Annotated in this window: 17 protein-coding genes and 1 tRNA gene; 10 read left to right on the top strand and 8 right to left on the bottom strand. The window is 60.7% G+C overall.

Going from position 1 to position 23,519, the window contains the following annotated elements:
- Nucleotides 1-53: 53 nt before the first annotated feature.
- From Q0887_RS03170 to Q0887_RS03155, 4 genes are all read right to left on the bottom strand, one after another.
- Entirely contained in the window at nt 54-1,253 is a 1,200-nt protein-coding gene (locus tag Q0887_RS03170; RefSeq protein WP_299192277.1) for an MFS transporter, read from the bottom strand.
- Entirely contained in the window at nt 1,250-2,305 is a 1,056-nt protein-coding gene (locus Q0887_RS03165; RefSeq protein WP_299192276.1) for a LacI family DNA-binding transcriptional regulator, read from the bottom strand. Before Q0887_RS03165 ends, Q0887_RS03170 begins: the two co-directional genes overlap by 4 nt.
- Nucleotides 2,306-2,329: 24 nt before the next feature.
- On the bottom strand, nt 2,330-3,310 hold the full coding sequence (locus Q0887_RS03160) for a glycoside hydrolase family 16 protein (protein ID WP_299192274.1): 981 nt from the start codon (nt 3,308-3,310) through the stop codon (nt 2,330-2,332).
- A 115-nt stretch (nt 3,311-3,425) separates the two neighbouring features.
- Nucleotides 3,426-6,671: a TonB-dependent receptor gene (locus Q0887_RS03155; protein WP_299192272.1), complete on the bottom strand. Its 3,246-nt coding sequence runs from the start codon at nt 6,669-6,671 to the stop codon at nt 3,426-3,428.
- Nucleotides 6,672-6,874: 203 nt separating this feature from the next.
- Here Q0887_RS03155 and Q0887_RS03150 point away from each other — a divergent pair, with 203 nt between their 5' ends.
- From Q0887_RS03150 to Q0887_RS03140, 3 genes are all read left to right on the top strand, one after another.
- Nucleotides 6,875-8,386, top strand: a complete 1,512-nt coding sequence (locus tag Q0887_RS03150) for a tryptophan halogenase family protein (RefSeq protein ID WP_299192271.1) — start codon at nt 6,875-6,877, stop codon at nt 8,384-8,386.
- 157 nt (nt 8,387-8,543) lie between these two features.
- The gene (locus Q0887_RS03145) at nt 8,544-9,680 is read left to right on the top strand and encodes a hypothetical protein (protein WP_299192269.1); all 1,137 of its coding nucleotides are present in this window, start codon (nt 8,544-8,546) and stop codon (nt 9,678-9,680) included.
- 68 nt (nt 9,681-9,748) lie between these two features.
- The gene (locus Q0887_RS03140) at nt 9,749-10,522 is read left to right on the top strand and encodes an SDR family oxidoreductase (protein WP_299192268.1); all 774 of its coding nucleotides are present in this window, start codon (nt 9,749-9,751) and stop codon (nt 10,520-10,522) included.
- A gap of 6 nt (nt 10,523-10,528) precedes the next feature.
- Here Q0887_RS03140 and Q0887_RS03135 read toward each other — a convergent pair whose 3' ends face one another.
- Nucleotides 10,529-12,292 (bottom strand): DUF885 domain-containing protein, encoded by a 1,764-nt coding sequence (locus tag Q0887_RS03135; RefSeq protein ID WP_299192266.1) that lies wholly within the window; start codon nt 12,290-12,292, stop codon nt 10,529-10,531.
- Nucleotides 12,293-12,358: 66 nt separating this feature from the next.
- Between Q0887_RS03135 and Q0887_RS03130 the strand changes: the two genes are divergently transcribed.
- Nucleotides 12,359-12,880 (top strand): low molecular weight protein-tyrosine-phosphatase, encoded by a 522-nt coding sequence (locus Q0887_RS03130; protein ID WP_299192264.1) that lies wholly within the window; start codon nt 12,359-12,361, stop codon nt 12,878-12,880.
- Here Q0887_RS03130 and Q0887_RS03125 read toward each other — a convergent pair.
- Entirely contained in the window at nt 12,877-13,566 is a 690-nt protein-coding gene (locus Q0887_RS03125) for a hypothetical protein (RefSeq protein ID WP_299192262.1), read from the bottom strand. The genes Q0887_RS03130 and Q0887_RS03125 overlap by 4 nt on opposite strands.
- A 3-nt stretch (nt 13,567-13,569) precedes the next feature.
- Nucleotides 13,570-15,645: an ATP-dependent DNA helicase RecG gene (gene recG / locus Q0887_RS03120; protein WP_299192260.1), complete on the bottom strand. Its 2,076-nt coding sequence runs from the start codon at nt 15,643-15,645 to the stop codon at nt 13,570-13,572.
- 55 nt (nt 15,646-15,700) lie between these two features.
- Here recG and Q0887_RS03115 point away from each other — a divergent pair, with 55 nt between their 5' ends.
- From Q0887_RS03115 to Q0887_RS03100, 4 genes are all read left to right on the top strand, one after another.
- Complete coding sequence (locus Q0887_RS03115) at nt 15,701-15,982, top strand: succinate dehydrogenase assembly factor 2 (RefSeq protein WP_299192258.1); 282 nt, start codon at nt 15,701-15,703, stop codon at nt 15,980-15,982.
- A 127-nt stretch (nt 15,983-16,109) separates the two neighbouring features.
- Nucleotides 16,110-19,604: a transcription-repair coupling factor gene (mfd, locus tag Q0887_RS03110; RefSeq protein ID WP_299192256.1), complete on the top strand. Its 3,495-nt coding sequence runs from the start codon at nt 16,110-16,112 to the stop codon at nt 19,602-19,604.
- A 46-nt stretch (nt 19,605-19,650) separates the two neighbouring features.
- Entirely contained in the window at nt 19,651-20,109 is a 459-nt protein-coding gene (locus Q0887_RS03105) for an HAD family acid phosphatase (protein WP_299192255.1), read from the top strand.
- A 72-nt stretch (nt 20,110-20,181) separates the two neighbouring features.
- The gene (locus tag Q0887_RS03100) at nt 20,182-21,099 is read left to right on the top strand and encodes a hypothetical protein (RefSeq protein ID WP_299192253.1); all 918 of its coding nucleotides are present in this window, start codon (nt 20,182-20,184) and stop codon (nt 21,097-21,099) included.
- 20 nt (nt 21,100-21,119) lie between these two features.
- On the opposite strand, the gene Q0887_RS03095 is transcribed toward Q0887_RS03100, so the two are convergent.
- Entirely contained in the window at nt 21,120-21,986 is an 867-nt protein-coding gene (locus Q0887_RS03095; protein ID WP_299192243.1) for an EAL domain-containing protein, read from the bottom strand.
- A gap of 208 nt (nt 21,987-22,194) precedes the next feature.
- Between Q0887_RS03095 and Q0887_RS03090 the strand changes: the two genes are divergently transcribed.
- The gene (locus Q0887_RS03090) at nt 22,195-23,034 is read left to right on the top strand and encodes an NAD kinase (protein WP_299192242.1); all 840 of its coding nucleotides are present in this window, start codon (nt 22,195-22,197) and stop codon (nt 23,032-23,034) included.
- 388 nt (nt 23,035-23,422) lie between these two features.
- Nucleotides 23,423-23,497 (top strand) — tRNA-Asn (locus Q0887_RS03085).
- Nucleotides 23,498-23,519: the final 22 nt, after the last annotated feature.

Genomic DNA, 23,519 nt, shown 5'->3' with positions numbered 1-23,519 from the left:
AGAACGTTCTCAAGACACTACAATTTTCACGGATCAATGCAAGGGTGAAGCGGTTAGCGGCGCACAGGCGCGGTGGCTAAAAGCAGAGCCGCGATCACCGAAAGGCTGGCGAATAGCGCAAACAGGCCGGTAAATCCAAAACCCGGAACCAACGCTAGGGTCAGCCACGGCATGACCATAGACGGCATTGTATTTGTTAGATTAAACACACCCATGTCGCGCCCGCGATGGCGCGGCTTTGGCAAAACTCGCAGCGTTTGCGCGGTATGGAGCGAGAGGAAAATCGACGCCGCAATCCCAAACACGACATAGCCTGCAATCGCCATTTGCAACCCGCCCGATGCCGCCATCACACTCAGTCCGGCGGCGGAAAGCAGCGCTGTGACCGCTAACGGCAGAATCGGTCGCTCCGAACGGTCCGACCAGCGCCCGCACAATATGGTGAGCGGGACTGACACAATCAGCACAATACTAAAGATATTGGCCGCCGCATTTTCATGAATTCCAGCTGATAGCGAGCGCAACCAGAACAGCAGGAATGCGAACAAGCCAGCCTCGGAAATCTGCACAAGGAAACGTGCGATCCACATCCGCACAACGATTGACCGCATCAGAGGAGCGGCGTCGTCTTGCGCCTGCGGGCGATCCTCCATCAACTCGGCCTGCACCCTGCCCTTGCCCAGCACAATGACCGGCAAGACCAGGGTCGCAACAATCACAGCAACCAATTCAAGGCGATATTCAACGCCAACAAACGTTTCGAAAGTGACCAGCGACCCGGCCATCGCCCCAAGAGCAGGCGCCAGTGACAGCGCCCCTCCCAGCATGCCCTTCTGACTATTAGGAAAGCAGTCACCGGCCCACGCAACCAGCGGGGCGAGCATCATGTTGAGCGCCAGCTGCCACGCCATAATCAGCACAATCAGCTCGATCAGATCGCGCGCATGGCCGATCCCGATTAGCAGCAGACTCGAAGTGATTAGTCCCCCGACAACCCAAGGCAGGCGGGTTTTGCTCCAGTCGCTCAGCATGCCGAAGGCAATGTTCGAGAGGCTTGCAATAATCGCGCCGAAGAATGTCACCCACGCGAGCGCGGGCACATCCTCGCTCCCGCGCAATTGGGTGATTTCAAGCGGCAGCAGAACCGTCAAAAGCGGGACATAGGCAACCGAGCCCCCTCCGGCCGCCAGTGCGAATAGCATCAAGAACCACAGCGGTTGACGCCGCGCCTGCGGTGCGGTGGCTGCAGTCAAGCCGCTTTCGGTCCCGGACCGATGGACGCGCGCTCAACAAGGCCCGCCTTCACATCGATCACATCGCCATGATGCGGCTTGCCGCCATTGGTGATGAGCTGCTCGACCGCAATCGAAACCGTCTCGGCAATCGGTTGATCTATCGCAGTCAGCGGCGGGCGTGAGAAGCGCACAATCGGCGTGTTGTCGAAGGAGATGATCGACAGGTCGCGCGGGATATGCAGCCCGCGATCCTGCGCGACGGCAAGCGCGGCGAGCGTCATCTGGTCGCTCGACCCGATAATCGCCGACAGATCCGGATTGCGATCGAGCAAGGCGCGCGCTGCCTGGGTGCCCGACTGATAGCTGAAGTCGCCCCGCTCATTCAGCCCGTCACTGCTCAGTCCTGCTTCCTCTAGTGCGCGCTTCCACCCGTCAACGCGCCATCCGCTCAGACTGTATTGCTTAGGACCAGCGATGATGCCGATCTTCTTGTGACCCAGCTCGATCAGGCGGTTGGTGGCAAGATAGGCTGCGCCTTCATCGCCCATAGTCAGCGGAATACCCGCCCCGCTTTCCTTCGAACCGATCCGTGCGAAGGGAATGTTGCGCCCCTCCAGCAGTTCGGTGATCAGCTTGTTTTCCGAGTGCGGCGGCGTCAGAATCACGCCATCGGGCTGCAGGGCAGAAATGGTCGCGCCCAGTTCCCGCTCGACATGATCGATATGTGTGTCGACCAGCTCAACCATCATGCGATAGCCGTGCTTGGAACATGTCAGGATCCCGCCGAGCAACATCTGGTCAACCCAGTCAGTGCCCTGCCGCTCGCGCCAGTCCTGCAAGGTGCGCTCACGGTCATTGATCGCAAGGATGATGTAAGACCGAGAGCCGCTCATACGCTGGGCGGCGAGCGAGGGGACATAGCCGAGCCGATCAATCGAGGCCTGCACCTTGTCGCGCATTTGCGGGCGTACATTCGGGCCATCATTGATGACACGGCTGACCGTTTGCAAAGACACGCCTGCATCTTCCGCCACTTCGCGGATTGTTACGGATTTACGGCCCCTAGCCACGTGAAACTTTGCCCCTACCTCAGATTATTCCATGCAAGCCCGGCCGGTTTCCGGGTCGCTTTCGCACTGATACACTCGGATCCAATCAATGGACAACTGATTGGGGGTGCTGCTGTCGGCAAGTCCCAACTCATTCGATTCCTCGGGCCATTTTCCGCCTACTGCCAGATTGGCCATCACGTAGAATGGTTGATCGAACGGAGCGTTGGGATTGTCCATAGCGAGCGGGGAACTGGTGAACCAGTCATCCCGCGTGACAGTGAAATGCACCCGGTCATCCACCAGAAACCGGATCAGGCCCTCGCCCCATTCGACTGAATAGACGTGATATTCATCCGAAGGAAGCGCCAGCGATGGTAGCGGCGTCTTTTGCGAGACATAGGCATTGTTCGGTGCGAAGTCGCCAAAGTGCAATGCGCTTACCGTGCGGTTCTCGCCAAGATCGCCTTCGCACTCGTCACAATCCGCGCCGATATTGACCGTCTCCAGTATGTCGATTTCGCCTGAAAGCGGCCATGTGCCGTAATGGTCATCGGCAGGCATCATCCATACGGCGGGCCACATGCCCTGCCCGGCAGGAACCTTTGCACGGACCTCGATCCGGCCATATTGCCACGCGTGGAGCCCGCGCGTGCGCACTTTGCCGGACGTGTATTCCTGCGTGATCTGAGGGTTGGGATCTTCCGCAATCTCCGGTGGACGTGCGGGGCCGGTGAAGGTCTCGCGCTGCGCCTTCAGGACGAGAAAGCCGTCCTCAATCGCGATATTCTCAGGACGGTCAGTGTAGCATTGCCGCTCATTGTTCCCCCCGCCCCAGCACGATTCTTCGGGGATCCATTTGCTGCGATCGAGTTCGCTTCCGTCGAACTCGTCCGACCACACCAGCTGCCAATCTGCACCATCAACCGGAGCAACGACAACCTCTTCAGGCTCGCCAGCGCTGGCAAAACACCCGGACAGCATCAATGCCATCGCCGCCAAACCGAATTTTGCCAGAATATGCATGCCTCTCTCCTCGGCTCTGAATTGGTCCTATAGCAAGAAGAGGGGACTTTGCCCCCTCAAGCAAAGCCCCCTCTTACCCCTTGCCCGATCTTAAACCGGACGCTTCGAGTAATCCCTAGAAGTCGAAGCGAGCAAGGAAGGTGTAGCGGCGGTCATTGCGGAAGGCAGAGCGGGTGATCCGCGTTCCGTCAAAATCAACCACCTGACTGGTACGCGTCACTTCGTCGAGCAGGTTCACGCCCTGCACGCCAAGCTTCAGGTAATCGGTCACGCTAAAGAAGATCGATGCGTCAAGCTGACCCGTCGATTCCTGATAGATCGGCGAGAACGGGAAGATGTCATCGCGCGGCGTGATCAGGAAGTCCGAACGCCAGTTATACGCAGCACGCATCGAAAGCGGGCCCTTCTCGTAGAACAGCGTAGCGTTGAAGGTGTGCTCCGAAATGCCGGCAAGCGGCTGGGCCGCAGAGAACGGACCGGTAGTGCCGGCGGTGTCGATGTTCGAGAACTGTCCACCGTCGATATAGGTGTAGGTTCCGGCAAATCCGAGCCCGTCTAACGGCGCTGGCAAGAAGTCGTAGGTCTGCTGATAACCAACCTCGACGCCCTTAAGCGTGCCGCCAACCAAGTTCGCAGGCCGCTGAATTTCGGCTTCTGCGGTGGCACCATCTGGTGCGGTCAAGGTCACAATCGGAAGCTCGGTATTCACGATGCCACCGATATCCTTCACGAAGCCAGACAGCGTCAACGAGCCTACATCGTCGAAGTACCACTCGACCGACAGGTCATAATTCCAAGATTCGATCGGTCGCAGGTCGCGGTTACCAGTTGCGAGTGCAAATAGTGGACCTGTTTCCAGGGTACCTGCAGCTGCCAGCGCGTTGGTGTTGTCAGCAATCCCTCCACCCGAGCGATAGAGGCTGGGATCGAGGCGGGAAATTCCTTTCGATACCGCTGCGCGGAACAGAACGCCGTTCCCAATATCAAGCTTCGCATTGAAGCTAGGCAGCCAGTTTTCGAATACGACGTCATCACTGACGTCGATCACCTGATCGGTGAACGCGGCGATGTACTCAGACTGACGAGCTGCGGAAAGACTACAATATCCCGGAGCAGCCTGTCCTGGCGGAACAATGCCGCAAGACCCCTGAAGCTCTGCAAGAGTCAGCACACCGTCGCCATTACCGGCGGGACCATTGTCGATCCCTTCGACCCTTGGAAAGCCGATTACGCCCTCGGTTTCGTACGAAGTTTCGATATAGCGCAGACCGAAGTTACCTTCGAGCACCCAGCCATTGTCGAAATCCATGCCGTAGTCGATGCGGCCATAGGCAGCCTTGGTGGTTTCCACCTGAATGTTGACTTCATTCGCGCAGAAAGGATCACACCCTGCACGGCCCTGAACACCGAAGAAAGGGTTCGGAGTCTGCGAGAATTCGTTGAGTTCTGCCGCCTGATTGGCCGACACACCCGATAGATATTCACCAAGGAAGTCATCGCCACCAAAGAAGAACGCGCCACCGCCCGGGATCGGGGTCGGCGCGTTGCCGCGCTGGAAACCGTCAGAAAATGGCGTCCGGTAGCTCGAGAATCCAGGAAATTCATCGACATAGGCACCGCCTGCAATGGCGAATTCCTGACCCGGAAGACCAGTGAAGAAACGACCCGGCTGGAAACCGCCCGTTGCCGCACAGCCCGGACCGGCGTTCCACGGAGCACAGCCAGCACGGCCAGCCCAAGGAGCCGAAAGGTTGCCCCAGGTCGAGAATGCGGTGTCGCGAGTTGTGCGATCACGCTCGGCCCAGCGCGCACCGAAACGGGCGCTCTTAAAGAAGCCGTCGTCGCTGATGTCATATTCACCATCGAAACGCAGACTGTCGAGCTGAGCCTCGTTGCGTTCAATGCTGTCGAGCAGGAACCAGTAATAGGTGTTGAAGCCGCTGGTGAAGTAATCGCTCGGCGCGCCCGGAGGTGCAAGGAACGAAACCTGCGGCGTTTCACCGGTCAGGTCGAGGTCGATATTCGCCCAGCTGTTCATCACACCGATGATCGAGTTGCGGCTAAGATCGGATTCGATCCGCTGCGCTTCAAAGTTGAAGCGAAGGCGATCGGAAACTTCCCAAGCGACATCGACCGAGAAATCTTCGGTGACCGAGTCGAGCTCACGCTGGAAACGCAGCGATTCCATCGGGATACCACCGCGGCCAAACGGGTTGGCATAGGCATCGCCGATACGCTGGCTAAGAATACCGCGCTGGAAGACGCCGTTTTCGTCGAATTCCCATGTGCTGCCCGCGGCTTGAACGGGGAACAACGCATCGTCATTCACCAGCGCGAGGATCGCAGCTTCGTCCGTGAAGAACGTCGTGTCCGAACGCAGCCATTCGAAGGTGAACAAGAAATCGCGCGACGGCGATTCGTACTGAAGCACCGCCGAATAAGTTTCACGATCACGCTCAAGACGCGTCGAGCGGACACCGGCCCCCTTGGGCACTACAACCGAGTTTGCGGGCGGGAAGTTCGATGCGTCAAAACCCGTCGCATCGCCAACACCGCCAGAACTCACATTGGTAGTACGGAAACACCCGCCATCAAGTGTATCAGCACGGTAGCAAGGGTCAGTGACCTGCGATGCGTCGGTGCGGCTGATCAGCTCCGAATTGGTATAGCCAAGCTGGATTCCGAAGGAGCCACCTTCTGTTTCGAAAGTGGTCGAACCCAAAACGGAAAATGCCGGCGACCAATCTTCCGCCAGATCACCCATCGTGCCCTCGATCGAGCCAGCAATGCGCGTGCCGCGATTGTCGAGCGGCTTGCGGGTGATGAGGTTCACCGTGCCTGCGATGCCGCCGTCGATCATGTCGGCGGTGACGTTCTTGAAGACCTGCACGCTGCCGAGCAGTTCAGGCGAGACGTCGTTAAAGCTGAGGACGCGGCCCCCATTTGCGGAGAAGATGTCGCGGCCATTCAGTTCCGAACGGACGAATGGAAGGCCGCGAATAATGACGCCGGTGCCTTCGACCGAGAAACGGTCAGGATCTGAGGTCTTTTCAAAACGGCCAATATTGACGCCCGGGATACGCTGAAGCGTTTCTGCAACCGAACGGTCGGGAAGCGCGCCGATGTCTTCTGCGGTCACCGCATCGACAAAGGTGTCTGCATCACGCTTGATATTCTGAGCGTTCTCAAGCGAGGCGCGAAAACCGGTGACGAGGATCTGGTTGCCCTCATCCGCGACTTCTTCAGTCACATCTTCTTCGGTGTCCTGCGCGTAGGCAGGCGACGCAACCGCCATAGCGATGCCCGAGGCCGTACTCAGTGCAAAGATACGCCGCGAAGGCGCAAAACGAACGGTTTTCATAACAGAACTTCCCCTCAAAAAATCGCTGCCGACTCTCCCGTCGATCTTGATCTGACCGCTTGGTAGCTCATTTTGTTAGCGTTCACAAGGCTTGTAATAATTTTCCCACATTGCAAACTAGCAACAGTGAAAAACGCGAAGTTTGCCGCGAGTTTGCGGGAATGGCCTGGGGCGGTCTAAAGAGGCCGCGGACAGAGGATATTATGGCAATCAAGCAGATAATCATCGTTGGTGGCGGCACCGCAGGCTGGATGGCGGCGGCGGCAATGTCCCGGCTCAAGGTCGGGCGCGAGCTGGGAATTACTCTGGTCGAATCGGAAGCGATTGGCACGGTGGGCGTTGGCGAGGCGACGATTCCTCCCTTTGTGGGCTTCAATGATCTGCTTGGAATCAAGGAAGCGGATATGCTCTCCGCCGTCCAGGGCAGCTTCAAGCTAGGCATCCAGTTCGAAAACTGGGGCAATATCGGCGACAGCTACATCCACCCCTTCGGCGCCTATGGCTATTCGCTTGGCGGGATCGGCTTTCACCATATGTGGCACAAGCTGAAGAATGACGGCGATAACCGCCCGATGCAGGTCTTCAACCTTGAAACCATGGCCGCCTATTTCGGCAAATTCGCGCGGACAGAAGATTACAACCAGCGCGACGACATGCCGCCCATCAATTACGCCTACCACATTGATGCGGGCAAATACGCGCAATTCCTGCGCAAGTTTGCCGAGCAACGCGGCGTCGAGCGGCAGGAAGGCAAAGTCTCCGATGTGCAGCTGGATCCGGAGAGCGGCTTCGTCACTTCGGTAACGCTAGACGACGGCCGCGTGCTTGAAGGCGATCTTTTCATCGATTGCTCGGGTTTCCGCGGGCTGTTGATCGAGCAGGCGCTAGAAACCGGCTATGAAGACTGGACCCACTGGCTACCCTGCAACCGCGCAGTCGCCATCCCATGCGGGCGCGACGACGGCAGCCCGCCCCCGCCCTTCACTCGCGCCACCGCTCACGCCGCTGGTTGGCAATGGCAGGTGCCGCTGCAACACCGCAACGGCAACGGCCATGTCTATTGCAGCGAATTTATGGAAGATCAGGAGGCGCTCGACATTCTGCTCGGCAACATTGCGGGCAAGCCGCAGGCCGACCCCAATTTCCTGCGCTTCGTCACCGGACGTCGCAAGAAATTCTGGAACAAGAATGTCGTCGCATTGGGGCTTTCAGCGGGCTTTATGGAGCCGCTGGAATCGACCTCTATCCACCTTATCAACACCGGTATCGACAAGTTCCTGTCGCTGCTATCGCTCGACGGGGTGACGCAGGCGCAGCAGGATACGTTCAACCGCCTGACGGGCCGCGAATATGCCCGCATCCGCGACTTCCTGATACTGCATTACAACGCGACGCAGCGCACGGACTCAGGGTTTTGGAACTACGTGCGCACGATGGATGTGCCCGACACGCTCACCGAAAAGGTCGAGATTTTCAAAGCCAATGGCCAGATCTTCCGCGAGGAGGACGAGCTGTTCACCGACACCAGTTGGGCAGCGGTGATGATGGGTCAGGGCATCCATATGGGCGGACACAACCCGATGGCGGAATCGATCGATACACCGCAGACCCGCAAGGAGATTGACGAGATGGAGCAGTCGATCCGATTCCTCGTCCAGCACATGCCCGGACATGGCGAGTATCTGCAACGCTACTGTCCTGCCAAGAGTAGCTGACGCGGCACCGCGGGGCGCTGGCGCGCCTCCAAATTACCGAATGATTGCGGGCACTTCGCCGATATTCATTGAGCGGAAAGCCGCAATCTGAAATGATAACGTTCTCAACGCTGATAGCATTGGCTGTCGCGACTGATTGGAAAGAGGGGATCACACAATGAAACTGCGCGCATTTCCGCTCGCAATGGCAGCAATGCTTGGTCTGGCTGGACTCTCGCAAGCACCGGCTTCAGCGCAAGATAGCGACGCGCTTGCTGCTCTCGACGCGCAATTGCCCGGCGATCTGGTCAACGATCCTTCGCGGATTGACTGGCAGAGCTATGGCGCCGACCTCAACGCATCATCGGTGGTCGATCCCGCGATCCCCGGCGGCGGAGCAGCGCGGCGCTTTGAAATCAAACGCGCAGCGGAATTCATCTACACTGCAGGCACCAATATCCCCCTCACCCAGACTGTGCGCCGCGGCGACACAGTGACGGTCGGCTTTTATGCCCGCACTATCGATGCCGACACCGATGACGGCCTGGGCGTGGTGCGCGTCCGGTTCCAGCGCAATGTCGAACCCTATCCCGGCTTTGGTGAGGAAACACTTTCCATCGGCAAGGAATGGGCATGGTACGAAGTGAGCGCGACGGCCGAACAGACCCTGCGCTCCAGAGATGGTATCATCGCAGTCCAGTTTGGCCGCACCCGTCAGATCATCGAGATCGGGCAGGCGATTGTCGTAACCGGAGCAGAATCCATAGCGGGCGAAGGTCCGATCACGGTCGCCGCAGCCTCTTACGACATTCCCGAGCTTGAAATGCCCGAAAGCCTCGAAGGCGTCGGCACCCTCATCAACAATCCCGATCAGGGCCTGTGGAAGTTTGGCGGCTCTGTCGGCGATTATTCCACACGCGAGGAACGTGAGATCTGGATGATGCGCGCCACCCGCTTTGCGGTTGCGCAGGAAGGCTCCACCCTCACCGATCTCGCCGCGACTGTGCCAATCAACCAGACGATCGAGGAAGGTGATAGGCTGCTGATTGCGATTGCCGCGCGCACCGTCAGCGCCAGCACCGAAGACGGGCGCGCGGTCGCCGCCACCCGAATTCAGGGCACCTCACCCCCGTTTGAAAGCTTCGCCGCCAACCGTTTCCGCGTTGGCCCGGCATGGCAGATGATCCGCATCGAAACCCGCGCACCGCGTGGCTACGGCGCAGGCGGTGCCGAGCTGGAGATCTATTTCGGCGGGACCGTGCAGGAGGTCGATCTCGGGCCGGTCTATGTCTTCAAGATCGAAGACGAAGGCTGACCTCGCTCCTCATGCGTCACTCTTAGTGAGCTTGCGGGTGCCGCAGATTTGCGCCACCTCTTGCGCGCATGGAACTGTTTGACCTCACCGGCCGCGTCGCGGTTATCACTGGCGGCAATGGCGGCCTTGGATTGAGCATGGCACGCGGGCTGGTCAAAGCCGGTGCGAACGTAGCGATCTGGGCGCGCAACGAGGCGAAGAATGCCTCTGCTCTTGCCGACTTGAACGCGCTTGGCGGCGGGAAAGCGCTCGCCATGGTCTGCGACGTTAGCGAGGATGCTGAAGTTAAGGAGGCGATGGCGACGACACTCGAAGCCTTCGGGCGAGTCGATGCTGCCTTTGCCAATGCAGGCATTTCAGGCGCAAGAACACGCGTGCAGGACATGACCGTTGAAGGCTGGGACCGCACTATGGCCGTCAATGCGCGTGGGCCAGCGCTCACCTACAAGCATATCACCCGCCACATGATCGAGCGTGCCCAAAACGGCGATCCGGGCGGCAAGCTGATTGCGACGTCATCGGGCCAGTCGATCATGGGAGTGAACAAAAGTTCTGACTACGCCGCTTCCAAGGCCGCCGTGAACGGCCTGACGCGCGGCGCAGCCTTTGAGCTTGCGCGTTACCAGATCACCGCCAATGCGCTGCTTTTCGGCTATTACGAGACGGACATCACAGCCAAGGCACCCCCGCGCTTTGCCGAATGGATGGCACAGCGCATCCCCTTGCGCCGTGCGGGCGATCACGAAGGGCTGGAGGGGCTGGCGGTGTTCTTCGCCTCCCCCCACAGCGACTACATCACCGGTCAATGCCTGCCGGTCGATGGCGGTTTGAGCATCAGCTAGCTGGCTTCACTCTCCTGCTAGCTCGCTCGCAATCCACGCATCGACATGCGCTTCAAGAACCGAGAGCGGGATCGAGCCGTTTTCCAGCACCGTATCGTGGAAGGCGCGCAGGTCGAAATCTGCCCCCAGCGCTTCTTCCGCACGCGCACGCAGTTCGCGGATCTTCAGCTCACCGACCTTGTAGGCCAGCGCCTGCCCCGGCCAGGTCATGTAGCGATTGACCTCGGCGTCGATATTGGCGGGCGAAAGCGCGGTGTTGTCGAGCATGTAGTCGACCGCCTGCTGCTTGCTCCAGCCTTTCGAGTGCAAGCCGGTATCAACCACCAGCCGCGTCGCGCGCCACATTTCGTAGCTCAGGCGCCCCATCTGCTTGGCGGGCGTATCGTAGAGGCCCATCTCGATCCCGAGCCGCTCCGAATAGAGCCCCCAGCCCTCGACAAAGGCGGTGAAGAAGGTGCCGTTGGCGCGTAGCGGGTGAATATCTAGCTCCTGCTGGAGCGAGATTTGCAGATGGTGCCCCGGCACTGCCTCGTGCACGCCGAGCGCAGGCAGTTCCCACAAGGGACGCTGGTCCAGCTCGGTGAGGTTCAGGCGGTAGATGCCCGCCTGCCCAGTCTCAAGCGAACCCGGCTCGTAGTATGCGGTGGTGTTGCCCGGAGCATTGGCCGCAGGGATTGGCGCAACCGTATAGGGCTGGCGCGGCAGGCGGCCGAAAAGCTGCGGCATGAAACCGTCAATGTGTTTGGCGAGCGCCTGCGTGTAGCGCAGATATTCCTGCTCATCGGTCATGTAATATTGCGGGTCCGTGCGCAGATGCTCGATGAAGGCCTCGCGCGTATCGAAGCCCGCTTCCGCCGCGACTTCTTCCATCTCGGCACGGATGCGCGCGACTTCGGACAGGCCCAGCTGGTGGACCTCGTCCGGCGTCATGTCGGTCGTGGTGAAGCTGCGCACGCGGTAAGCGTAATAGTCCTCACCGCCCGGCGTTGCGAGGATACCCGGCGTGCCGCTCCGACAATTGGGGGCGTATTCATCCTCATAGAAGTCGAGAAATTCGCGGTAGGCGGGGAAGACTGTGCCTTCGATGGCTGCCTGCGCGCGTGTCTTGAGCGCGGCCCAATCCGCTTCGCTCACAGATCCCGGACGCTCTCCTGCAAAGGGCATCCAAAAACCTGACTGGGTGTAATCATCGACGATCTGTTGCGCGATGCGGCCTTCGAAGCCCTCCATCGGCTCGCAAGGCTGCGTCAGGTCGCGCGCGACCGCCTCACGACTGCGTGAAATGGCATGAGAATTGACCTCGCCGTATGCCTCAAGCCGCCCGACATAGCTTTCGTAATCGGCAAGCGTGAAAAACGGCGAGCGGTGCGGAAGCGAGGCGAAGCCTGAAAACCAGCCGCCACGATTGGTGAAAAGGATGTACCAGTCATGCTGGTGTTCACTCGCGGCGACGGCATCAGCCAGGCTGCTGCGGATCACCCCGAAATCGACCGCCAGTTCGGGTCCGAAGGCGCTGGTATCGATGGCATCAAGCCGTTCCAGAAAGGCACGCGCTTCCTCAATGGCGCGCTCATGCGCCTCTAGTGACCAATCGCCGAGCTGCCCGTCGCCGCGCCTGTCTCCGATGCTGGTGGCCAGTTGCGGGCTGTTATCGAGCCGCCATTCCCACACTTCCTCACGCAGGTTTTCATAGTCGTCGGCCGGTCCGGCCATTGCGGGAGCGAGGGGCAAGGTCGCCAGAACGAGGCCCGAGAGAAATGTGCGAAACAAGTTGTTACCTCTTTAGCAGCGCGTTGGTTCTTGCGTGATTTCACGTTGCAGCGCACATAGCAAGCCATGTCCAACCGGCCCAACCCCAAAATTGCAGTTCTGTTTGTGTGCCTCGGCAATATCTGCCGTTCGCCCATGGCAGAGGGCGCATTTCGCGCGGCAGCAGCCAAGGCTGGCCTCGACGCGCGCGTGGATTCGGTCGGCACCGCTGCCTATCACATCGGCGACAATCCCGATCCGCGCGCGATCGCGACTGCGCGGCGGCACGGCGTCGACATCTCATCCGCGATCGGACGCCAATTGTCGGAAGAGGACTTCACTCAATTCACGCATATCTTTGCGCTCGACAAGGCCAATCTAGCCGGCATTAGGGCTCGCGAGCCTCGCCGTTCGACCGCCAAAATCGCGCTCCTCCTGGAAGCAGTTGACGGGCGCCAGGGTGAGGCCGTGCCGGATCCCTATTACGGCGATGATTCCGGTTTCGAAGAATGCTGGCAAACCATCAGCGAAGCCATCGAGGCAGTCATTGCGCAACTTTGCGAGCAGCGCGGCGAAGAACAGCACCGCTCGCCCAGCCCAACTGCCTAAGCCGTTTTTCCGAAAGGCGAGCCACCATAGCGCCTCTGGAAATACCAGATCATCACGGCGCCCAAACCGATCGGTCCGATAACGACGACAGGCCCAGGGATCGGCAGCCCCGCTGCCGCGAATTCGACCAATGGCGCTCTCAACACCACAACAAAAGCCCAGATCATTCGCGACAAATGCCGCGCGACGCGCATCTGGCGTTGCCGTTCAGGCCTGAGCATCCAGTTCACATCGCCGGCGAGCAGGATCAGCGGAATGATCGCGATCACAATCGGTGCAATAATCGGAATGTTCCCCGAGGCGGCCTCTGGAATGGCAATCGACAAAAACCAGATCAGACCAGCCAGTTGCGCAGCCGCGAGAGCCATCTCTCCTGCACGCACTTGCATCGTTCGCGCCTGCAAGGCGAGATAGGCGCCTCCCATAGCGGCGAGGCTGGTGATTGCTCCCATCATCAAGGGCGCGATGAACTGTTCCATCAGTAGCGAGATATTGGTCAGAGCAAGCCCGGCGCAGGCGAACAGGAAGGTCAGGCCCGCCTGTCGATGCAGTCCCTTGCCCTTCTTCACCGCCAGCGCGGTAAACACTGCAAGCAATGCCACAGTCCCCAGCACAAAGTGCCCATAATAGGCGATCGCCGAATAAGGCGACGGGTCAAAGATATCGATCGGATCAGCGCCAAACATTCGTCACCCCCCACGCAGCAATTGCACGCCCCAGTCGCGCTCAAACAGATAGAGCAGCACCCGCGCCGCTTCTCCGCGCTCACTCGTCAGCCCGCCATCCCGGTCAATTAGCAGCCGCGCATCGGCATGGGCGAGAGGGAGCAATTTCTGGACCTGTTCCAAACTGGCTATCCTGAACGCCGCCTCGCCCGACTGCCGCGTGCCGAGCAGCTCGCCGCCACCGCGCAGTTCGAGATCTTCCTCCGCAATTCGGAACCCGTCCTGCGTCTCGCGCATTAGGGCAAGCCGTTTCTTGCCGGTTTCACTCAGTTCATTGCCGCGCAGCAGCAGGCAGACCGACTTCTCGCTACCCCGCCCCACACGTCCGCGCAATTGGTGTAGCTGCGCAAGACCGAAACGCTCGGCCTGTTCGATCACCATTAGAGTGGCTGAGGGCACGTCGACGCCGACCTCGATCACGGTTGTCGCTACCAGCAGCTTCGCACCGCCGCTGGCAAAGCGCTCCATATTCGCGTCTTTGACCTCGGGACGAAGCTGGCCGTGGACCATGACGACATCATCGCCGAACCGCTCCTTAAGCGCAGCATAGCGCGCCTCGGCGGCGGCGATGTCTGCGACTTCCCATGAACCGTTGATCTCGCGCACCATCGGGCAGACCCAATAGGCCTGCTGCCCGCTGGCGAGGTGGCGTTCGACGCCTGCGACAACGTCCTCCATCCGGTCCTGCGCGACCACGCGTGTGTCGATGGCCTGGCGACCGGGGGGCAGCTCGTCGAGGCGGCTCACATCCATCTCGCCATATTGCGCCAGCGTCAGGCTGCGCGGGATTGGAGTCGCAGTCATGGCGAGCGTGTGTGGGGCTCGCTTGCCCTTCCCCGCCAGCGCCAGCCGTTGCGCGACGCCAAAGCGGTGCTGCTCGTCGATCACGACAAGGCCCAAATCCTTGTAGGTCACCGTGTCCTGAAAGATCGCGTGGGTGCCGACCAGAATGTCGATCGAGCCATCGAGCAATCCCATCAGCAGGCCCTCTCGTTCGCGCCCCTTTGCCCGGCCCGTGAGCAGCGCGATTTCGGCCCCTGTCGGCGCAACCATCTTGCGCAAGGTCTCGAAATGCTGGCGGGCGAGAATTTCGGTGGGGGCAAGCAATGCCGCCTGTTTTCTGGCCTCCACCGCGATCAGCATCGCTTCCAGCGCGACCACGGTCTTGCCCGCCCCGACATCGCCTTGAAGCAGGCGCAACATCGGCGCTTCCTGCTGCAAATCGCCTTCGACCTCGTTCACTGAGCGTTTCTGCGCACCCGTCATCTCGAACGGCAATTTCAGCTTTGCGCGCAGGCTCCCGTCGCCTTTCAGCGCTTCGCCTTTGCGCCGTCGCCCGTCAGCGCGAACCAGCAGCAGCGCGAGGCTGTTGGCGAGCAGCTCGTCATAGGCCAGCCGGTCGCGCGCAGCCTCATGCATGTCCTTGTGCGCAAGGGTCAGTGCGTCTTTCCAGGCGGGCCAGCCGGCCTTGTCGAACTGCCCCGGCTCGATCCATTCGGGGAGATCGAGCAACCGCTCCAGCGCCTGCGCCACCAGACCTGCCACACGCGGCTGGGTCAAGCCTTCGGAGAGCGAATAAACCGGCTCGTTCAGCCGCGCGAGGTGCGCAGCGGACTCTTCCTCGACATGGTCGGGATGCACGATCTGGAGCATGTCGCCATAACGATCCAGCCGCCCCGCCACCCAGCGCTTCTCGCCCACGGGAAGCTGCTTTTTCGCGGTATAGGAAGCCCGCCCGAAATAGGTCAGCGCGCATATATTGCCTGCCTCGTCCTGTGCGAGCACGCGGTACGGCCCGCGTCCTGGACTATACGGCGCGCGGTGCTCGGTCGCGGTCAGAGCGACGATCACCTGCTCACCCTCCACGCCTTCATCAAGGTTCGCAATCGCCCGCCTTGTCACAAAGCGTTCGGGCAGATGGTAGGCGATATCCTTGATCCGAGTGAGGCCCAGCTTATCCAGCGGCTTCGCCACTTTCGGCCCGACGCCGTCGAGCGTCTGGCTTTCGGCAAACAGCGAGTTGAGAATATCGGGCCGCATGACTTGCTTTCTATACCCGGTTGCGCCGCATCTGCGAGTGCCTTAGTCCCGCGCCATGAGCGATATGCCCACTTTCGAACACCGGCTCGCACGCGCACGCTTTCGCGCATGGCATCGCGGCACGCGCGAGGCCGACTACATGATCGGCGGATTCTTCGACCGCTACTCGGCCCAATGGGGCGAGGCGGAGATGGACTGGTTCGAGGATCTGCTCGCCGAAGATGACGTTGATGTGATGGCATGGGGCCTGCAAACCGCGCCTGTCCCGGAGCGCTTTCAGGGCGAATTGATCGAAAAAATGCAGAAGCTCGATTACGTCGATATCCCCCAGGCATAATTTGTATTAGGGCCGCGCCATTCGTGATTTCCTGCGGAGTCGAAGACGGCCATAAGCCAAAGCGGGAATCCATCTCACAACTCTTGAAATTGGAACCCTGCTTTCGCAGGAGATCACGCTAGCCGACATGCCTGACCTTAATCGCATCCTTTCCTCCACGACCCCGCTGACGCTGTCATCGCTCCCCCGCGGTGCGCAGCCGCTGGTGATGAGCGATCTTGCGCGGGCTGCGAAACAGCGCAGCGTCTTTATCGCCAGCGACGATGCGGCGATGCGCAGCGTGGCGGAGGCGGCGCGGTTTTTTGCGCCAGAGATCGAAGTGCTTGAATTCCCCGCTTGGGACTGCTTGCCCTATGACCGCGCATCACCCGCCCTTTCGGTCAGCGCGGCGCGGCTTTCGGCGTTGTTCAAGCTTCAAAAGCCGTCCAGCAGCTCGCAATTGCTGGTCACAACGATCAACGCCGTGCTTCAGCGCGTGCTCACCCCGTTCCGCATCCGAGAGAGCGTGCGCGAGTTCCGCCCCGGCACGACCATCGGGCATGACAGCCTCGCCGCGTTGCTCACACGTCAAGGCTATTCACGCAGCGACACGGTCGTCGATCACGGCGAATTTGCGGTGCGCGGCTCGATTGTCGACATCTTCCCCTCCTCGCTTGAGGAAGGCCTGCGGCTCGATTTCTTCGGTGACGAGCTGGAGAGCCTGCGCCTGTTCGACACCGGAACCCAGCGTTCGACCGGGCGGCTCGACGAACACCTGCTGCTCCCCGCATCCGAGGCGTTGATTGACGAGGATTCGATCAAGCGTTTCCGATCCCGCTACCGCGAGATGTTCGGCGCTCTGGCAACGCAAGACCCGCTTTACGAGGCGGTCAGCGACGGGCGGAGGCTCGCAGGCATGGAGCATTGGCTGCCGCTGTTCGAGGACAGGCTTGCGACATTGTTCGATTATCTGGGCAAAGATGACGTCGTGATAATCGATCAGGCAGCTTTAGGTGCCGCCGAAGAGCGCCTTTCCGACATATCCGACTACCATGAACAGCGCGGACGTGTAGCGAGCGACAAGACCGGCAGCTACCGCCCGCTGGCAATCGACGCGCTCTATCTCGGCACCGACGAGTTCAAGGCCGCGCTTGCAGCCGTGACCGCGCACCGCGCCAGCGTCTTTGGAGCGCCTGACGCCGAAGCCAATCTCGACTTCGGCTTCGAGGCAGCGCGCGACTTCACCCCGGAACGCGCGCGCGGCGACAATGTCTATGAGGCTGCGGCCAAGCACCTTTCCGCAGTGGCAAAGTCGGGCCGCAAGCCCTTGCTCGCAGCCTATTCGACCGGCTCGCGCTCGCGCATCGCCTCGATCCTTGACGAGGCCGGTGCGCCGACTGTCCTCGCCGAAAGTTGGCAGGAAGCACAAGGGCTGGCAGCCAAGGGCAAGACCGCCGCAATGGTCCTGCCGCTTGAGGCCGGGTTCGCCAACGAGCAGCTAGAGATCATCACCGAGCAGGATGTGCTGGGTGACAGGCTGGTGCGGCGCAAGAAGAAGCGCAAGGATTCCGATGCCTTCCTCGCCGAACTTCAGGCGCTGGCGAAGGGCGATCTGGTGGTTCATGTCGAGCACGGGATCGGCAAATATCTCGGCCTCGATCCGGTGCCGGTCGGCAAGAGCCTGCACGATTGCGTTGCGCTGGAATATCGGGGCGGCGACAAGCTGTTCATTCCGGTCGAGAATATCGACGTCCTATCGCGCTATGGCTCATCCGAAGAGACCGTCGCGCTAGACAGGCTGGGCGGCGAGGCATGGCAGAAACGCCGCGCGAAACTCAAAGAGCGCATCACCGCCATTGCAGGCGAGTTGATGAAGGTCGCCGCCGAGCGCGCGCTTAAGAAGGCTCCCGTCTTCGAGGCCGAAGAAGCGAGTTTCAACCAGTTCGTCGACCGCTTTCCGTGGGAAGAAACCGACGATCAGGACGCCGCCATCGCCGATGTTTTGCGCGATTTGGAAAGCGGCAAACCGATGGACCGGCTCGTCTGCGGCGATGTCGGCTTTGGCAAAACCGAGGTCGCCCTACGCGCTGCATTCGTGGCGGCAATGAGCGGCCAGCAGGTCGCGGTGGTCGCCCCCACCACCCTGCTCGCGCGCCAGCACTATCAAAACTTCGCCGAACGTTTTGCCGGGTTCCCGCTGAAGATCGGGCGGTTGTCACGCCTCGTTTTGTCTAAGGAAATCACCGAAACGCGCGAAGGGCTGGCCAGCGGCCATGTCGATATCGTTGTCGGCACCCACGCGATCCTTTCCAAATCGACCGAGTTCAACAATCTCGGCCTTGTGATCGTCGATGAGGAACAGCGCTTTGGCGTGACGCATAAGGAGAAGCTGAAACAGCTGCGCTCCGATGTGCACATGCTCACCCTGACCGCCACGCCGATCCCGCGCACCTTGCAGATGGCGATGACCGGCCTGCGCGAGCTTTCAACCATCCAGACGCCTCCGGTGGACCGCCTTGCGGTGCGGACCTATGTGATGGAGTGGGACGATATGGTGATGCGCGAGGCTCTGCTGCGCGAACACCATCGCGGTGGGCAGAGCTTCATCGTGGTCCCCCGCATTTCCGACATGGCCGATGTCGAGGAATGGCTGCGCGAAAATGTGCCCGAAGTGAAAGCCATCAGCGCCCACGGCCAAATGGGCGCGGGCGAGATCGAAGAGCGCATGAGCGCATTCTACGACGGCAAATACGAAGTGCTGCTTTCGACCACTATCGTCGAATCCGGCCTCGACCTGCCAAGCGCCAACACGATCATCATCCACCGCGCCGACCGCTTTGGCCTCGCCCAGCTCTACCAGCTGCGCGGGCGCGTGGGCCGCGCGAAACTGCGCGCTTATGCCTATCTCACCTACGAGAAGGACGTGCAGCTCTCCGAGATCGCGGAGAAGCGCCTGAAGGTGCTGAGCGACCTCGATTCGCTGGGTGCTGGCTTCCAACTTGCGAGCCACGATCTCGATATTCGCGGTGCGGGCAACCTGCTGGGCGACGAGCAATCGGGCCATATACGCGAGGTCGGGTTCGAGCTGTATCAATCCATGCTCGAAGACGCGATTCTGGCAGCCAAGGCGGGCGAGATGGGGCTGGAGAAGGCGCAGGACGCGTTCAGCCCGCAGATCACCGTCGACGCGCCGATCATGATCCCAGAGGACTATGTGCCAGACCTCGCGGTGCGCATGGCGCTCTATCGCCGCCTCAATCAGGCGCAGGACAAGGCCGAGATCGAAAGCCTCGCTGCCGAAATGATCGACCGCTTCGGCGACCTGCCCTCACCCACCAAAAACCTGATCCGCCTGATCGAGATCAAGCATCAGGCAATCGAAGCGAATATCGCCAAGATCGATGTTGGTGCGCGCGGGAGCCTTGTGACGTTCCATCAGGACAACTTCCCCGACGGCCCCGGCCTGATCGCCTATGTCGACCGGCTGAATTCAAGCCGCGAGGGCACCGCCAAGCTGCGGCCCGATATGAAGCTGGTGATCAGCCGCGTCTGGGGCGATCCCGAAAGCCGCCTCAACGGGCTGTTCCAACTGACCAAAGGGCTTTCAAGGATCGCGCGCAATGCGAGAGCCGCGAAGGATTGATCGATGAGCCCATCCAATTCACCACGGGCAGTTGCGAGGCAACCCCATGACTGACACCAATCGCGTCAAAACAGTTCTCTTCGATATCGACGGGACGCTCGCAAATATTGAACATCGCCGAACCTATCTCGCACCGCCGAAGCCCAACTGGGGAGCGTTCAACGGCGCGATGGGTCATGACACGCCGAATGAACCCATCGTCGCTTTGTACAAGACACTTTGGCGGACTGTGGACTATGCTCCAATCCTTGTAACCGGCCGGAATGAGAAGTTCAGGCAGGTGACTGAGCAATGGCTGGCATGGAACGAGATCCCTTTCGATCGCTTGCTAATGCGCGCTGATAAGGATTCGAGAGCAGACCATGTCATCAAGGAAGAAATACTCGACCGGCTGCTCGCGGAAGGTTTGAACATCGTTTTTACCGTGGATGATCGCCAGCAAGTCGTCGACATGTGGCGGCGCAGGGGGATTGTCTGCCTGCAATGCGATGTCGGGGACTTCTAGCGAGGCTTTACGCAGCTTGACGTCGCCTGCGCTTGGCAACAGATATCTCCCATACCTTCTAGGGAGAGACTGATGCCGACATTCCGACCGATCCTTGCGCTTAGTGCAGCACTCGCGCTCGCCGCTCCGGGAAGCGCGCAGGATCAAGAGGACGAGGCTCCTCCACCGGCATTCCCCGAAACTGAGATCTTCCTGTTCGATTACGATGCCGAGCAGAGGGACGCCGCACTGTCCGGCGGCACCAATGTCACGGGCCGCGCAGGCTATGACAACCAGCCCTATTTCACACCCGACAGCGCGACCTTCCTCTATTCGCGCGATGACGGCACGCAGACCGACATCTGGGAATATGACATCGCAAACGGCACGCACACGCAAGTCACCTTCACCCCCGAATCTGAGTTCTCACCCACGCCCTCGCCCGACGGCACGATGGTCGCGATGGTGTTTGAGCGCAGCAATTCGATCTGGCAGTTCGACCGCGATGCGCCGGACCAACCGCGCTGGGCGCTGGAGGCTGCGGGTGTACCCGAGCCGGTCGGATACTTCGCGCGCAATTGGGAAAGCGGCGATATCCTCTACTGGTCGCGCTACGGCTTCAACGTCGCGCTCACTAGCGCCGATGAGCCGGCCTACCACTTCATCACCGGCAATGCGGTGCCATCAACCCCGCACCTGATCCCCGGCACCAATCGCTTCAGCTTCGTCCACCGCCAGACCAATGAGCAAGTCTGGATCAAGGAGTTCGATCCCGAGACCCGCGCGATCCGTCCGCTTACCCCCCTCACCGGACCCAACGCCAACTACGCCTGGGCACCCGATGGCTCGATCCTCCAGATCCAGGGGACGCAGCTCTATCGTTGGCGCGAAGGGATGGACGGCTGGGAGAACCTCACCGACCTCGCCGATTTCGGCCTCGCTTCGGCCAACCGCATCGCTGTCAGCCCGGATGGGAAGCGGATCGCGATTGTCGGAGTGCCGGCCGAGTAGCCTCGCGCCAATCCCTGAACCTAGCCGTGCCCTGCCCCGCGTGCGGTCTGCGACAGGGCGATCACATCGTCGCTCTTCATCGGCTGCGCGCGCAGGAAGCCCTGCCAGTAATCGCACCCTTCGGAGATGATCGCCGCGCGTTGGAGGTCGGTCTCGATCCCCTCGGCATAGATGTCGAGCTCGAGCGCCTTGGCCAGCTCCATGATCGCGCGCAGCACCGCCAGCGCCTTGGCATCGGCAGGGACTCCGTCGATCATGATCTTGTCGAGCTTGATCGCATCGAGAGGCAATTCGCGCAGATAGCGGAAGTTGCAGAAGCCTGCGCCGAAGTCGTCGAGCGCGGTGCGGAAGCCCAGCCCGCGCAATGCCTTGAGCGCCGCCGATGCTTGCTCGATATTGCGCACCAGCAGGTCTTCGGTGATCTCCAGCATCAGCCGCGTCGGCTCGATGGTGCTCTTGCCGATTAGCTCGGCGAAATCGTGGGCGAAGCGCGGATCGCCCAGCTCCTCTGGCGTGATGTTGAGCGATAGCGTCAGCTCGTCCGGCCAGCCTGCCGCATCCTCCAGCGCGCGCGCAATCACATGGCGCGACAGCGGAGCAACCAGCGCAGCCCGCTCAGCAACCGCAAACAGATCGCGCGCGCCGATCTCTCCCAGCGAGGGATGCTGCCAGCGCGCCAGCGCCTCTGCCCCCACAACCGCGCCAGTGCGGCACGAGAATTGCGGCTGGAACAGCACCTCGATCTCACGCCGGTCGAGCGCGCGCAGCAGATCGCTTTCCAGCGCAGCAGCCTTCACACCGGGAAAGCTCCCGCGCACCGGACCGCGCAATGACGCCGAACGCTTTCCGGGCAGCGTCTTGCCAACAGAAGTGTGCCCCTTACTCATCGACCCGCCTCATAGCGATCATTGCGCGTAATGCGCTCCCCAATTGCAATCCGCCCGAAATTGGAACATCAGGATAAGTAACTAGACTAGTGCTTTGGCGTCTTGGGGGGCGCGCTGCCATCTTTGAAGGCGAGTGTAGACATTTGTGCGTCAGGGCACAAACCGTGTTCTTGCCCGCAGCAGAGCCGAAGACGCGCAGAGGGTGTGAATGGGGACCGCAATTGTGACCGAGACGAGCGACAGCAACCACAAGAGCAGCAAGACGGCTGACGGCTTTACCAAGGTGGCGCTGCTCGCCTCGGAAACCCCGCGCGCGCAAGAGGCGTTTTCGATGCTGTGGGCACAGCGCGACTGGGCCCCGCTCGAAGAGGCCGAAGCCGCCGTAGTGCTGGGCGGCGACGGCTTCATGCTTCAGACCCTGCATGCCATGCTCGACACCGAACGGGTTATCCCCGCTTATGGGATGAACCTCGGCACGGTCGGCTTTCTGATGAACCGGTTCGACAAGCGCGCCAATGTGCTCGCGCGGCTTGAGCGTTCGCATGGCAAGCGGATTGCTCCCTTGCTGATCGAGGCCGTCACGCAGGACGGCGAGACGCACCAGCTGCGCGCGATCAACGAGCTGTCGCTGCTGCGTGAGACGCGCCAGACCGCCAAGATCGAAGTCACCGTGGGCAGCCGCGTGCGGATCAAGGAGCTGGTCGGCGACGGCGTGCTGGTGGCGACGCCTGCGGGATCGACCGCCTACAACTTCTCCGCCAATGGCCCGATCCTGCCGCTCGATAGCCAGATGCTCGCGCTCACCCCGATCAGCCCGTTCCGCCCTCGCCGGTGGCGCGGTGCGATCCTGCCCGACCAGATGCCGATCAAGTTCCGCGTGCTCGAACCGGCCAAGCGCTCGGTCTCGGCGGTGGCTGACCAGAAGGAGGTGCGCGACATCGCCGAGGTCACGGTCCGCATCGCGCCTGAATCGGAGCTGGAGCTGCTGTTCGATCCCGGCCAGTCGCTGGCCGAACGGATCGTATCGGAGCAGTTTGCGGTCGATTGAACGCCGCGCAATTGACGGCTGACATGGACCGCGCAAGTGGGGTTTTTGAAAAACTCGTCCGCCCACCCAAGTGCTTGGGCTTATTGCCAAAACGCCCAGATTTCCGGCTTTGAGTGTCACCTTAGCGAATCTCCATCTGTGCCCGCGCAATTGGCGCTGAGGCAGAGAGGTTCATAGCGGATCGCGGGTGTGTAGGAAAAAGCTGGCTCGCGGGGGCGCTGGTGCAAGCGACATTCGCCATCAGCAGAGTGCAATGCCGCCCGAATGCAGGGCAAAACCGCGCCCGCGCGCCCATGCACAAACAAAGGTGCAAAACCCCCCTTGCAAAGCGCGCCGCCGACTCATATACGCGCGCTCTCGCTTCCCTCCATACCGCTTGGGAAGCTGCTCCCCGATAGCTCAGCGGTAGAGTAGGTGACTGTTAATCACTTGGTCGTTGGTTCGAATCCAACTCGGGGAGCCATTTTACGTCTTCCCCTCAAGGA

Source organism: uncultured Erythrobacter sp., from assembly GCF_947492365.1.
GTDB lineage: Bacteria > Pseudomonadota > Alphaproteobacteria > Sphingomonadales > Sphingomonadaceae > Erythrobacter.
The sequence above is the reverse complement of the archived record's forward strand: the minus strand, read 5'-3'. Positions and strand labels throughout refer to the sequence as shown.